The sequence below is a fragment of the Curtobacterium sp. PhB170 genome (assembly GCF_003752345.1).
In the GTDB taxonomy this organism is placed as follows: domain Bacteria; phylum Actinomycetota; class Actinomycetes; order Actinomycetales; family Microbacteriaceae; genus Curtobacterium.
The window spans coordinates 107,952-120,854 of record NZ_RJUM01000008.1; the positions used below are offsets into that span (position 1 = coordinate 107,952).

Consider the following 12,903-nt stretch of genomic DNA (forward strand, 5'->3'; position numbering starts at 1 on the left):
GCGGCAGCCACGAAGGAGTGCACGCATGACGGTCCGGATCATCCACGTCGGTCTCGGAGGGTGGGGCGGCAACTGGGCCCGCACCGCCATCCCAGAGGTCTCCGAAGTGGAGGTGGTCGGGATCGTCGACCCGGTGCCGGCAACGCTGACCGCCGTGCAGCAGGACCTCGGGCTGCCCGAGTCCGCCGCGTTCGCGTCCCTCACCGAGGCGCTCGCCGGGGTCGAGGCCGACGCCGTCGTCATCACCGCCCCCGCCGTCACCCACGTGCCGCTCGCGCTCGAGGCCCTGGACGCCGGCAAGCACGTCCTGGTCGAGAAGCCGTTCGCCAACACCACGGACGAGGCCGTCACCGCCGTGCGCCGTGCCGAGGAGCTCGGCCTCGTGCTGCAGGTCAGCCAGAACTACCGCTGGTACCCGGCACCGCGCGCCGTGCAGGACCTGCTCGCTGCGAACACCGTGGGCGAGCTCTCCGCGATCAACGTCGACTTCCGGCAGTGGGACAACGACCTGGCGTTCGAGGAACACCCGCACTACAAGTTCCCGCACGCCATGATCAACGACATGGCCATCCACCACTTCGACCTGCTCCGGATGGTCACCGGACAAGAGGCCGTCCGGGTCTTCGCCAAGGCGACCTTCCCGTCGTACAGCAAGTACCAGGACGAAGCCATCGCCTCGATGCTCATCGAGCTCGACGGTGGGCTGATCGTCAGCTACCGCGGCAGCTGGCTGAGCCGCGGCCCCCGCACGGCGTGGGCCGGCGAGTGGAGCATCCAGGGCGAGGACGGCGAACTCTGGTTCACCAGCCGCGACGGCGCGCCGAACGCGGTCGACGGCGACGTGGTCACCCTCCGCCGCACCCAGGACGACGAGGCCGAGCCCGTCGAGCTGCCCGTGCTCGAGCACACCGACCGCCAGGGCGGGCTGCAGGCCTTCGCCCGTTCGGTCGAGGGTGGCCCGGCACCGGCGACGAGCGGCCGCGACAACCTGCGCAGCCTCGCACTCATGGAGGCAGCTGGACGTTCGGCTGCCAGCGGCCAGCCCGAGGACGTCGTCGTCCCGTCCTGAACGCCGTGCCCGACGGACGGGAGGCCCGTGGCGGGCCCGCCACGGGCCTCCCGTCCGCCCTGGGGTCGCGCCCACTGCCCGGGGGCGACACCGACCGGGCGGCCGCGCCGCGGCCATCTGGGCGCGCCCCCGGCCCAGCCGTGTAGAAACTGGGGAATGGCCAAGGACAGTCTCCCCGAGCTCGAACTCGCGAACGTCCGCACGCGTGAGCGCATGACCGACACCGTCACCGAGCTCAAGCGCCGTGCGAACCTCCCGGCGCGGGCACGCCTCGCCGCCGCGAAGACCCGCCAGCGCTGGCACCGTGACCCGACCCCGCTCGTCGCGATGGGCATCACCGGGCTGACCGGCGTCGCGGCGATCGTCCTCGGCATCGCGCTGCGCAACCGCCCCGCCGGACACCTGGCGACGCCACCGGTGAGTTCGGCGTTCACCGCGCTGCTGCCGTTCGGCGCGCGCGGCGACGGCCCCTCGGCCAAGGAGCAGGCGCAGTCCGGCCGCAAGGGTCGGAAGGCCCGGGCCAAGGCCGCCGAGCAGGCGCTGGACCGCGACCCGGCCCACAAGGCCCGCGTGAAGCAGCAGACCGGCATCGCCGCGGTGCAGCGACGAGCGAACAAGAACCGCAAGGCCGCCGTCAAGCGGTCGAAGCAGGCCCTGAAGGCGCGGGGGTAGTCCGATGGCGCAGGAGCAGCAGAAGCCGGACCCGGACGACTCCCGGAAGCCGGACAGCCCCACCGACCTCACCAAGCCCACGCTCGTCTACACGCTCAAGAAGACGCTCCGCGAGTTCACCGGCGACCAGTGCACCGACCTCGCGGCGAGCCTGACCTACTACACGGTGCTCGCGCTCTTCCCCGGACTGCTGGCGATCGTCTCGATCCTGGGCCTCGTGTCCGACCCGCAGAAGACCATCGACTCCCTGCTGACGATCATCGGCAACGTCGGGTCGCAGAGCGTCGTCGACCTGCTGAAGGACCCGATCGAGGGTCTCGTCCGGTCGCCCGCCGCCGGCATCACCTTCGTGGTCGGCATCGTCGGCGCGATCTGGTCGGCTTCCGGGTACGTCGGCGCCTTCGGCCGGGCGATGAACCGGATCTACAACGTCCGCGAGGGCCGACCGATCTGGAAGCTCCGCCCGACCATGCTCGGCGTGACGGTGTTCACCGTCGTCATGCTCGTCGTCGGCCTGCTCGTGCTCGTCTCGGGCCCGCTCGCGCGGAGCTTCGGCGACGTGATCGGACTCGGCGACGCCGCCGCGACGGTCCTGCTGATCGTGCAGTGGCCGATCCTGCTCGTCGTCGCGATCATCGTCGTCGCGGTGCTCTACTACTGGGCTCCGAACGTCAAGCAGCCCAAGTTCCGGTGGGTGAGCGGTGGGTCGATCCTGGCGATCCTCATCCTGATCATCGCGAGCGTCGGCTTCGGGTTCTACGTCGCCAACTTCTCGAACTACAACGCCACGTACGGTTCCCTCGGTGGCGTCATCGTGTTCCTGCTGTGGCTCTGGATCACGAACAACGCGCTGCTCTTCGGTGCCGAGTTCGACGCCGAGCTCGAGCGCGGCCGGCAGCTGCAGGCGGGCATCCGGGCGGAGGAGGACATCCAGCTCCCCGAGCGCGACACCCGCCAGATCGAGAAGCAGGACGAGAAGCGGGCGCAGGACGTCCTCGAGGGGATCAGGATCCGGCAGGGCGCCGACGGCGACTGACCCCCGGAGGCGTTCCTCCGGACGGAGGCGCTACGGTGCGACCGTGCCCGCCTTCCTCGACGGGCTGCCGTTCTGGCAGCTCGTCCTCGCGCTCTTCGTGATCGTGTTCTGCCGCGCGCAGGCCACGTACTGGGTCGCGCGTCTCGCGGTGACGGGTGCCTCGCGCTCCCGCTGGGGCCGCTGGCTGCACTCGCCGGCGGTCCGCCGCGGCTCAGTGCTCCTCGAACGCTGGGGCCTGCCGGTGGTGACGGTAAGCTTCGTGGTGGTCGGGCTGCAGACGGTGATGAACGCGGCCGCCGGGCTCGCCCGCGTGGCGTGGTGGCGGTACACGATCGCGATGGTGCCGGGCTGCGTCGCGTGGGCCTTCCTCTACGCCACCGTCGGGCTCGCGGTGTTCTGGGCGGTCGTCGCCGCGCTGGCCGGCTCGCCGTGGGGCATCGCAGCGGTGGCCGTCCTGGTGGTCGCGGTGGTCGTCGCGGTGACGGTTCTCCACAGATCCCGGAACCGGACGGGAGGCCCGGCCCGGCTTCCGTAGGCTGGCCCACGTGACGACAGAACAGCTCCAGAACCGTCCGGTCGCCCTGGTGACCGGTGCCACCCGCGGCATCGGCCGCGCGATCGCGACCGACCTCGGTCGCATCCACCACGTGTTCGTCGGCGGACGGAACGCTCAGGCGGTGCACGCCCTCGTCGCCGAACTGCCGAGCGCCGCGCCGTTCGTCGGTGACCTCGGCGCGGGGGACCTGCCGGCGCTGCCCGACCGGCTCGACGTGCTCGTGCACTCCGCCGGTGTCGAACAGGGCACGACCATCGCCGACACCCCGCGTGCCGTGTGGGAGCAGGTCTTCGCCACGAACCTGTTCGCGGTCGCCGAGCTCACCCGGCTGGCGCTGCCCGCACTCCGGACGGCGCGGGGCATCGTCGTGCCGATCAACAGCGGCTCGGGGTTCCACTCCGGCCCCGGCGGTGGCGTGTACGCGGCGTCGAAGTTCGCGCTGCGGGCCTTCGCCGATGCCCTGCGCGAAGAAGAGCGGGCGAACGGCGTCCGGGTCTCGAGCGTGCACCCGGGCCGGACGGACTCGGACATGCAACGGGCGCTGACCGAGAAGCTCGGCGAGGACTACGACACCGCGTACTACCTGGCGCCGGAGGACGTGGCCGCGGCCGTCCGGACGGTCGTCGACCTGCCGGAGCGCGGCACCGTCGAGTCGCTCGCGATCCGACCGACCCGACGGCGCTGACAGCGGGCTACGACAGCTCGATGCGCGCGTCGAGCTCGAGCCGGTCGAGGAACGTCTCGTCGTGACTGACCACGACGAGCGCGCCGCGGTAGGCCCGCAACGCGTCGACGAGCTGGTCGACACTCGTCAGGTCGAGGTCGTTCGTCGGCTCGTCGAGCACCAGCAACTGCGGCGGCGGGTCGGCCAGCACCAGGCTCGCCAACGCCACCCGGAAGCGCTCCCCGCCGGACAGCGCCCCGGCGAGCCGGTCGACGGTGTCGCCGCGCACCAGGAACTTCGCGAGGCGGTTCCGGACCTCGGCGACGGCGACGTGCGGGGCGTCCCGTCGCACGTTGTCGAGCACCGTGGCGGAGTCGTCGAGGGTGTCCTTCCGCTGCGGCAGGTAGGCGATCCGCTCGACGTGGGCGACGGCACCGGTGTCGGGCAGGGGGTGCTCCCGGGCCTCCGGCCAACCGACGAGCTGTTCGAGCAGGGTGGACTTCCCGACGCCGTTGTCCCCGGTGACCGCGATGCGCTCCGGCCCCTGCACGATGACGTCCCGCCCGCGCACCGTGACGGTCGCGATCTGCCGTGACGCCGGGACGTCCGGGTCGGGCAGGGTCACGTGGATGGACTCGTCGTCGCGCAGCCGGAGTTCGGCTTCGCGCTTGGTGGCGAGTGCGGCGGCCTCGTCGTCCGCGTACCCGACGCGAAGCCGGCCGGCGGTCTGCTCGCCCTTCTTCCGCAGCTCGTTCGCGTAGCCCTTCGGCATGTTCTCGACGGCCTTCACCCCAGCGCGAGCGCGCCGGGCGATCTTCGTCTCGGCCTCGATGCGCTGCCGCTTCTCGGTGCGGTGTCGCTGTTCGGCAACCCGGACCTCGCGTTCGACGGCCGCCTGCTGCACGGCCACGTGCTCCTCGAACGCGCTGAAGGTCCCGCCGAACACGGTCATCGCGCCGGCGCGGAGCTCGCACGTCTCGTCGACGTGCTCGAGGAGCTCCCGGTCGTGGCTGACCACCACGAGGGTGCCGCGCCAGTCGTCGACCAGGTCGAGCAGGAGCCCTCGTGCCCGACGGTCGAGGTTGTTCGTCGGCTCGTCGAGGAACGCGATCGGACGGCCGCGCAACCGCACCCCGGCGACGGCGACGAGCACGGACTGCCCGCCGGACAGCGTCGACACCGGGCGTTCCAGGTCGGCGCCGTCGAGTCCGACGCTCGCGATCGCCGCGGCAGCGCGTTCCTCGAGGTCCCAGTCGTCGCCGACCGCCTCGAAGTGCTCGGGCGACGCGTCACCGGACAGGACGGCCCGGAGCGCGGTGAGCGTCGACCGGATGCCGAGCAGGTCGGCGACGGCGTCGTCGGTCCCCGTTGCCAGGCGTTGCGGCAGGTGGTCGACGGGGCCGGACGTCGAGATGGTGCCCGACGTGGGGTGGAGCCGGCCGGTCGCGAGCCGGACCAGCGTGGACTTGCCGGCCCCGTTCCTCCCGACCAGGCCGGTCCGGCCACGCCCGAAGGCGGCGCTGAGGTGGTCGAGCGCGACGGAGCCGTCGGGCCAGGCGAAGGTGACGTCGTGCAGGACGACGGATGGACTGCTGGGCATGGGGATGCCTCCCGGTGTCGATGCTGGGCGCACGACACCGAACCCACCGCTGTGCGGTGGAGCGCCCGACGGGGCGCGCGATCACGGTGTCAGCGCGTGGGCTGAGCAGAACCGGTGATCGACAGCAATCCGTCTTCTTCCGTCGGGGACCCCCGTGTCCGCCATCCGTGCCGCCGGTCGGTCTCCCGCCCCGGGGGCCTCGTGATGACGACGAGGTGCCTCCCACGGTAATCCCGGCCACGGGGACGCGCAAGGGATGACAGGCTGGGGGCATGCCGGAGAACCTGTTGCCGAACCCGTCGACGAACCCCGAGACCCTGCTCCCCGCCGAACCCGAGGTGACCGCGGCACTCGCTGCCGACGCCCCCGTCGCCAGCGTGGTGGTGTCGCACCCGTCGTCGAGCCTGGCGTGGGCCCTGCTCGCCGACGAGGCCTGGGAGCGCGGCGCGAGCCTGGAGTCCTACGCCTACGCCCGCGTCGGGTACCACCGCGGGCTCGACGCCCTGCGCAAGGCCGGCTGGCGCGGTGCCGGTCCGGTGCCGTGGGCGCACGAGCCGAACCGGGGCGTGCTCCGTGCCCTGTTCGCGCTGCGCCGTGCGGCCGAGGCGATCGAGGAGCCCGGCGAGGCCGAGCGCCTGACCGACTTCCTGAACGCGAGCGACCCCGCGGCCCTGCGCGCGCTGTCCGCCGACGCGTAGGCAGCGCGGTCGCGGCGCAGTCGACAGATCGCGCCCCGTGACCGTCGTCGCGCCCCGAAGAGCCGGGGCGCGACGACGGCAGCGGGGCGCGGACGAGCCGGACCCGACCGGACCCCTACGCCAGCACCACGCTCCACGAGAACGCCTGCGGCCAGAGCTGGTGCTCGGGCAGCACGTCGAGGCCGCACGCCCGGCTGCCGAGCCCGTGCTGTGCCGCGTCGAGGTACAGGTACAGGTGGTCCGACGTCGGCAGTTCGTACGGGTGCTCGGCGCGGTCGATCTGCTGCGCGGTCCACGGCGAGAGGGTGAAGCCCGCACGGTGCGACCCCACGGTCGACACCGTGAACGGCCCGACGGACAACGAGCGCAGAGCAGGCCGGTGCCCGGTCTCCTGCGGCCGCGAGTACTCGACCCCGAGCGACCGCACCGGAGCGGTGAACCGACCGACCCGGGCAGCGTGCGACGAGTCGGCGTACGACTCGAGCGGCCCGGTGCCGAACCACGTGGCCGTCTCGTCGGCCAACCCGGCCGGCAGGTCGAACCGCACCCCGATCCGCGGCCAGGTGACGTCCCACGCCCCGAACGGCACCGCGTCGGTCTGCAGCACGAGCCCGTCGGACGTCAGGGTCCAGCGGTGCGTGACCTCGAGGCCCCACCCGCTGTTCGCCGCCGCCACCCGCACCCGCTGTTCCAGCCCGGATTCGGTCCGTTCCACCGACACCAGGCGGTGGGTCAGCCGGTCCAGTCCACGGTCCCGCCAGCGCGAGGCCGACGGGGGAGCGTCCGGGTCACCGACGCCGTGCGTCAGCACCGGGTCCGCCGTCTCGTAGCCGCCCTGCGACGCCAGGCGGTCGTTGTCGGTCGGGGCGCGCCAGAGTTCCAGGCGTGGTCCTGCGACCTCGTGTCCCTTCCAGGACACCAGGTCGCCGCGGTCCGAAAACGTCCCGTCGCCGAGACGGTCGCCGTCCCACCCCTGCCGGGAGGCCCGTGGTGCGTCCGCCACACGGCTCGCGACGAGCCGCTGGGTGCGTGCGACGACGTGGCCGGTGTCCGCCCACGCGGTCGGGCCCGCCAGTTCGGCGGTCAGGTCGAGCCAGAGTTCGTCGCCGGGTGCGAGTTCGGCGGTTGCCGCGTCGAGCACCTCGGACGGCACCGGGACGGTCGCCGACTCGCGGGCCGCCACCACGCCGGCGGCGAACCGGCCGGAGGCCTCGACGACGCCGTTCCGCGACAGGGTCCAGCAGAACCGGAGCCCGGCGGTCGAGGCCGAGTGGTACCGGTTCTCGACCAGGATCGTGGTGTCCGACACCGCCAGGCGGATCGGGGCGACGACGGCCGCGAACTCGGCGAGCCCCGGGGTCGGGGAGTCGTCGGGCAGGACCAAGCCGTCCATCACGAAGTTGCCGTCGTGCACGACCTCGTGGAAGTCGCCGCCGTAGGCGTAGTAGTCCTGGCCGGACGCCGTCTGCGCCAGGAGCCCGTGGTCGCGCCACTCCCACACGAACCCGCCGTGCAGGCGCGGGTACCGGTCGACCAGGGCCTCGTACTCGGCGATCTGGCCGGGGCCGTTGCCCATCGCGTGGACGTACTCGCAGTGGATGAACGGCTTCGAGCGTTGCCGTGCGGCCTCGGCCGGGCCGCAGCCGAGCAGGGGTGTCGGGGTGCCGCCGCCGATGGACTCGGTCTCCTGCAGCGACGGGTACATCCGTGAGTACACGTCGGTGTACTCGCCCGTGTAGTCGCCCTCGTAGTGCACGGGCCGCTCGGCGTCGCGGTCGTGCACCCACTGCGACATCGCCGCCAGGTTCCGGCCGGTGCCGGACTCGTTGCCGAGCGACCACATCACGATGGACGGGTGGTTCTTGTCCCGCTCGACGGTCCGTGCGACGCGGTCGAGGTAGGCGTCCGCCCAGGCCGGGTCGTCGGAGGGGTTGCCGACCCAGCCGGTGAAGATGAACCCGTGGGTCTCGAGGTCGGTCTCGAGGATCACCCAGAAGCCGAGCTCGTCGGCCAGGTCCAGCACGCGGGGGTGCGGCGGGTAGTGCGAGGTGCGGATCGCGTTGACGTTGTTGCGCTTCATGAGCGCCATGTCCGCGCGGGCGTGCTCCTCGTCGAAGACGCGGCCGCGCACGGGGTGGGTCTCGTGCCGGTTCACGCCGTGGAACACCACGCGCTCGCCGTTCACCAGGAACCGGTCGCCCTCGATCGACACGGTGCGGAAGCCGAGCCGGAGCGACACGGTCTCGCCGCCCTCGGCCCCGCCGGCCGCCGTGCCCGTGGACAGCGTGGCGTCGTACAGCTTCGGCAGCTCCGCGCTCCACGGCTCGACGCCCTCGACCTCGACCGGAGTGACCTCGTCGGCCGTCGTCCACGTCACGTCGACGCCGAGGTCGGGCACCGCGAACCGCACCGGGAAGCCAGCGTCCAGCGTCGGGAACGTGATGGTCCCGCTGCCGGTCGCCGGGCGTCCGGACGCAGCCGTCCCGGCCGTCGCGGCACTGCCCAACGTGGGCGCCCACGACGCCCTGACGAACACGTCGTCGATCGGCGCCGTGGGACGGGCGAGCAGCGTGACGTCGCGGAAGATCCCGGGCAGCCACCACTGGTCCTGGTCCTCGAGGTACGACGCCGCCGACCACTGGTGCACCCGCACGGCCAGGTCGTTCGACCCCGGACGGAGCAGCTGCGTGACGTCGAACTCGGTCGCCAGGCGGGACCCGGTCGACCAGCCCACGAGCGTGCCGTTCAACCACACCCGGAAGTGCGACTCGACGCCGTCGAACCGCAGCAGCACCCGACCGGCCGCCGCGAACGACGCCGGCAGCTCGAACGTCCGCCGGTGGTCACCGGTGGGGTTCTCGTCCGGCGGGTGCGGCGGGTCGATCGGGAACGGGTACTGCAGGTTCGTGTAGCTCGGCGACCCGTGCCCGTGCAGGACCCAGTGCGACGGCACCGGCAGCTCGCCCCACGCGGGGTCGTCCTCCACGGCGGCGTCGGTGGCGAACGCGTCGGACACCGATGCGACCGGCGACCACCGGAAGCGCCAGTCGCCGTTCAGCGAGAGCGACGGTGCGTCGGTGTGGAGCGCGGCCCGCGGGGGGAGCCGTGATGCCGAACCCGGCGAGGTCGAGTGGAGGTCGTCGAGTGCGGAGTTGGTCAACCCTTGACCGATCCTTCCGTGAGGCCCCCGCGCCAGAAGCGCTGCAGGACGATGATGGCGATGACGAGCGGGATGACCGAGACGAGCACCCCGCCGGTGGTGAGCTGGTAGAACTCCGGCAGGCGGTCGACCTGCGAGCGCCAGTTGTTCAACCCCAGTGTGATCGGGTACAGCTTCTGGTCTGCCAGCATGATGAGCGGTAGGAAGAAGTTGTTCCAGATGCCGACGACCTGGAACAGGAACACGGTCACCAGGGCCGGGGTCATCTGGCGGAGCACCACGGTGTGGAAGATCCGGAGCTCGCTGGCACCGTCGATGCGTGCCTGTTCGAGCAGCGTGGTGTCCACCGACGCCGCTGCGTACACCCGGCACAGGAACAGGCCGAACGGGGAGACGAGGCTCGGGATGAGCACGCTCCAGTACGTGTCGGTCAGGCCGAGCGTCGAGAACAGCAGGAACAGCGGCAGCGCCGTCGCGGTCCCGGGCACGAGCACGCCGCCGAGGATCGTGCCGAACACGAACTGCCGACCCTTGAAGTCGTACTTCGCCAGGGCGTACCCGCCGGCCGCGGCGAAGTAGGTCGCCAGGACCGCACCGACGCCGGAGTACAGGATGCTGTTCGCGATCCACCGGACGAAGATGCCGCCGTCGTACGTGAACACCTGCTGCAGGTTGCTCCACAGTGCGAACTCGCCGCCGAACCAGAACCCGTTCGTCGAGAACAGCGCGCCGGTCGTCTTCGTCGCGGCGATGACGACCCAGTACAGCGGGACGAGGAAGTACAGCGCGACGACGACGAGGATGCCCGTCACGACGATCTGCGAGCGCGGGGACCGGTCGAGCTTGCGGCGCTGGTGCGCCGAGATCGACGTGGTGTCCACGGGGACGGCGGTCTTCGCCGTGGCCGGCGCTTCGATGGCTTCGCTGGTCATGCGTCCGCCCCCTTCGTTCCGTTCTGCAGACCGGACCTGGCCTGGAGGCCCGGTGCGGCTTGGGAAGTACCCGTGCTGCCCGCCGCAGCGCGCGTCTGGAGCGCGGTGCGGGCCTCCAGGCCGTCACGCTTGGCCCGCTTGCGCCGGTCGCGTTCGTCCTTCGGCGCGCGGTTCGTCAACGCGAGGAACGCGAACGACAGGATGAACGCGGCCAGCGCGATGATGACCGCCTGCGCACTCGCGACGCCGTACTCGTTGAACGCGAACGCGTTGGTGTACGCGGCGTAGTTCGGCGTGTACTCGGTGTCGATCGCCGGGGCGACCGTGGACAGGATCTGCGGCTCCGCGAAGAGCTGCAGCGTGCCGATGATCGAGAACACCGTGGTGAGCACCAGGGCCGGCGCGATCAGCGGGATCTGGATCCGCCACGCGACCTGGAACGGGCCGGCGCCGTCCATCTTGGCGGCCTCGTAGACCTCGCCGGGGATCGACTTGAGCTGCGCCACGATGATGAGCATGTTGTAGCCCGTGTAGGTCCACGTGACGATGTTCGCGATCGACCACAGCACGCTGTTGGCGCCGAGGAAGTCCGGCTGCAGCCCCATCGACTGCAGCAGGGACACGATCGGCGACAGGCCGGGCACGTACAGGAACGACCACAGGATCGTCGCGATGACGCCGGGGACGCCGTACGGCATGAAGTAGATCGCGCGGAAGAAGCCCGGCCAGCGGGCGCTCGCCGACTCGAGCAGCAGCGCGAGGATCGTGCAGGCGATGATCATCACCGGGACCTGCACGATGCCGAAGAGCAGCATGCGGCCGATCGAGGCGACGAAGCCGGAGTCCTGCAGGGCGATCGCGTAGTTGTCGAAGCCGGCGAACTTGCCGACGACGCCGTCCTCGCCGAACAGGCCCTCGCGGTCGACGGTCGTGAACGACTGGAACAGGGCGCTGATGATCGGGATGATGAACGTCAGCAGGAACAGGGCCAGGAACGGCGCGAGCAGGATCCACGGGGCGCGCTTCTGCGCACTCGTGGCCTTCGTGCTCGTGCGGAAGGCGGGTCGCGTGCTGGTCTGCTGGCTCATCGTGCCGTCCTGACGCTGAGGCCCTTGTCCTTGAAGGACTGGACGATCTCCCGCTGCGCGAGTTCCACCGCGTCGGAGAGCTTGAGGCCGGATGTGAGCTTCCGGCGGAACTGGTTCTGCAGGCTCGTGAACGCCGACTGGGTCACCGGGGACCACGACCAGTCGATGTTCTGCTCCTTCGAGGCCGGCACGAAGACGTCCTCGTTGTAGTTCTGGCCGGAGAACCACTTCGACGGCTGCTCACGCTGCTTGCCGATGTAGTCGACCGCGGGCGACCAGCCGATGCCGCAGTACTTGATCATCGCGTCGATGCCCTCCTTCGAGGTGGTCATCCACGTGATGAACTCGAGCGCCTCCCTCGGGTGCTTCGCGTTCGCCAGGACCGCCGCCGTCGACCCGCCGATGGCGCTCGAGCCGAAGCCGTCGGCACCCCACTTCTGCATCGGGGCGACCTTCCACTTGCCCTCGCCGCCCTGCACGGACTCGATCAGGGCGTCGCCCCAGCTCGCACTCGTGACGGCGGCGATCTTGCCGCTCGCGGCCGACGCGTACCAGCCGGGGGAGTACGCACCGGCGCTGGTGTCGACGAGCTTGTCGTCGATGACCCCGTCGAAGAAGTCCGCGACCATCAGGGTCTTGTCGTCGGTCATGTCGACGACCCACTCGTCACCGTCGACCTTGAACCAGCGGGCACCGGCCTGCTGCGCGTACGCGGCGAACGGTGACGCGTCCGAGACCGGGAACACCTCGAGGTAGTTCTGCTTGCCGGTCTTCCGGACCTTCTCGGCCAGGTCGCGCCACTCGTCCCACGTCGTCGGGGGTTCGCCACCGGCCTGCTCGAGCAGGGCGGTCTGGTAGTAGAACCCCATGGGGCCGGTGTCCTGCGGGATGCCGTAGATGCCGTCGACGAAGGACACCTGCGCCCACGCCGCCTCGTCGTACTTGGACTCGAAGTCCTTCGCGCCGTAGCGGGCGAGGTCGACGAGACCGTTGGCGAGCATGAACTCGGGGATCTGCCGGAGCTCGACCTGGCCGATGTCCGGACCACCGCCGGCCGCCAGCGCGGAGTACATCTTCTGGTACCCGCCGCTGTTGCCACCGGGGATCCAGTTCGCCGACACCTGGATGTTCGGGTGCGTCTTGTTCCAGACGTCGCAGACCTTCTGCAGGTCCTTCAACCAGGCCCAGTAGGTGAGCTGGACGGTTTCGCCCGACGCGGCGGCCGGCACGAGGGCGGCCTTGTTCACGTTGGTGGACCCTGGGACCGCGCAGCCAGCGAGCAGCCCTGCCGCCGCCGTGCCGATGCCGAAGCCCAGGAGTTGTCGTCTGGAGATGGGTCGTGGTCGAGGCGTCATTGCCGCACTCCGGTTCGTCGTCGATTCGGGGTCCAGGTCAGCCAACCACAAAACCGAGCGTCGTTGCAGATTC

General features: G+C 71.0%; 10 protein-coding genes and 1 pseudogene. 6 read left to right on the top strand and 5 right to left on the bottom strand.

Annotated elements, in window-relative coordinates:
* Positions 1–25: 25 nt before the first annotated feature.
* The 5 genes from EDF40_RS01110 to EDF40_RS01130 all read left to right on the top strand — a co-directional run bounded on the left by EDF40_RS01110 (position 26) and on the right by EDF40_RS01130 (position 4,018).
* Positions 26–1,069, top strand: coding sequence for a Gfo/Idh/MocA family protein (locus EDF40_RS01110; protein ID WP_123340006.1), 1,044 nt, complete (start codon positions 26–28; stop codon positions 1,067–1,069).
* A 156-nt stretch (positions 1,070–1,225) separates the two neighbouring features.
* Positions 1,226–1,741 carry a hypothetical protein gene (locus tag EDF40_RS01115; RefSeq protein WP_123340007.1) on the top strand — a complete coding sequence of 172 codons (516 nt, stop codon included), beginning with the start codon at positions 1,226–1,228 and terminating at the stop codon, positions 1,739–1,741.
* A 4-nt stretch (positions 1,742–1,745) separates the two neighbouring features.
* The gene (locus EDF40_RS01120; protein ID WP_123340008.1) at positions 1,746–2,777 is read left to right on the top strand and encodes a YihY/virulence factor BrkB family protein; all 1,032 of its coding nucleotides are present in this window, start codon (positions 1,746–1,748) and stop codon (positions 2,775–2,777) included.
* 43 nt (positions 2,778–2,820) lie between these two features.
* Positions 2,821–3,312: a DedA family protein gene (locus EDF40_RS01125; RefSeq protein ID WP_123340009.1), complete on the top strand. Its 492-nt coding sequence runs from the start codon at positions 2,821–2,823 to the stop codon at positions 3,310–3,312.
* Positions 3,313–3,322: 10 nt separating this feature from the next.
* On the top strand, positions 3,323–4,018 hold the full coding sequence (locus tag EDF40_RS01130) for an SDR family oxidoreductase (RefSeq protein WP_123340010.1): 696 nt from the start codon (positions 3,323–3,325) through the stop codon (positions 4,016–4,018).
* A 7-nt stretch (positions 4,019–4,025) separates the two neighbouring features.
* Here EDF40_RS01130 and EDF40_RS01135 read toward each other — a convergent pair whose 3' ends face one another.
* Entirely contained in the window at positions 4,026–5,597 is a 1,572-nt protein-coding gene (locus tag EDF40_RS01135) for an ABC-F family ATP-binding cassette domain-containing protein (protein WP_123340011.1), read from the bottom strand.
* 272 nt (positions 5,598–5,869) lie between these two features.
* On the opposite strand from EDF40_RS01135, the gene EDF40_RS01140 reads away from it, so the two are divergent.
* Positions 5,870–6,295 carry a DUF3151 domain-containing protein gene (locus EDF40_RS01140; RefSeq protein ID WP_123340012.1) on the top strand — a complete coding sequence of 142 codons (426 nt, stop codon included), beginning with the start codon at positions 5,870–5,872 and terminating at the stop codon, positions 6,293–6,295.
* 115 nt (positions 6,296–6,410) lie between these two features.
* On the opposite strand, the gene EDF40_RS01145 is transcribed toward EDF40_RS01140, so the two are convergent.
* From EDF40_RS01145 to EDF40_RS01160, 4 genes and pseudogenes are all read right to left on the bottom strand, one after another.
* The gene (locus tag EDF40_RS01145; RefSeq protein WP_123340013.1) at positions 6,411–9,455 is read right to left on the bottom strand and encodes a glycoside hydrolase family 2 TIM barrel-domain containing protein; all 3,045 of its coding nucleotides are present in this window, start codon (positions 9,453–9,455) and stop codon (positions 6,411–6,413) included.
* Positions 9,452–10,387, bottom strand: a complete 936-nt coding sequence (locus EDF40_RS01150; protein WP_123340014.1) for a carbohydrate ABC transporter permease — start codon at positions 10,385–10,387, stop codon at positions 9,452–9,454. Before EDF40_RS01150 ends, EDF40_RS01145 begins: the two co-directional genes overlap by 4 nt.
* Positions 10,388–10,554: 167 nt before the next feature.
* Positions 10,555–11,475, bottom strand: a pseudogene (locus tag EDF40_RS01155) (carbohydrate ABC transporter permease); the annotation flags it as partial.
* Positions 11,472–12,830, bottom strand: coding sequence for a sugar ABC transporter substrate-binding protein (locus EDF40_RS01160; protein ID WP_123340015.1), 1,359 nt, complete (start codon positions 12,828–12,830; stop codon positions 11,472–11,474). The gene EDF40_RS01160 and the pseudogene EDF40_RS01155, both read right to left, overlap by 4 nt.
* Positions 12,831–12,903 lie beyond the last annotated feature (73 nt).

Excerpts from the sequence above, each read along its gene's own strand:
- EDF40_RS01110 (WP_123340006.1), top strand. The coding sequence starts at position 26 with ATGACGGTCCGGATCATCCACGTCGGTCTCGGAGGGTGGGGCGGCAAC.
- EDF40_RS01115 (WP_123340007.1), top strand. The coding sequence starts at position 1,226 with ATGGCCAAGGACAGTCTCCCCGAGCTCGAACTCGCGAACGTCCGCACG.
- EDF40_RS01120 (WP_123340008.1), top strand. The coding sequence starts at position 1,746 with ATGGCGCAGGAGCAGCAGAAGCCGGACCCGGACGACTCCCGGAAGCCG.
- EDF40_RS01135 (WP_123340011.1), bottom strand. The coding sequence starts at position 5,597 with ATGCCCAGCAGTCCATCCGTCGTCCTGCACGACGTCACCTTCGCCTGG.
- EDF40_RS01140 (WP_123340012.1), top strand. The coding sequence starts at position 5,870 with ATGCCGGAGAACCTGTTGCCGAACCCGTCGACGAACCCCGAGACCCTG.
- EDF40_RS01150 (WP_123340014.1), bottom strand. The coding sequence starts at position 10,387 with ATGACCAGCGAAGCCATCGAAGCGCCGGCCACGGCGAAGACCGCCGTC.
- EDF40_RS01160 (WP_123340015.1), bottom strand. The coding sequence starts at position 12,830 with ATGACGCCTCGACCACGACCCATCTCCAGACGACAACTCCTGGGCTTC.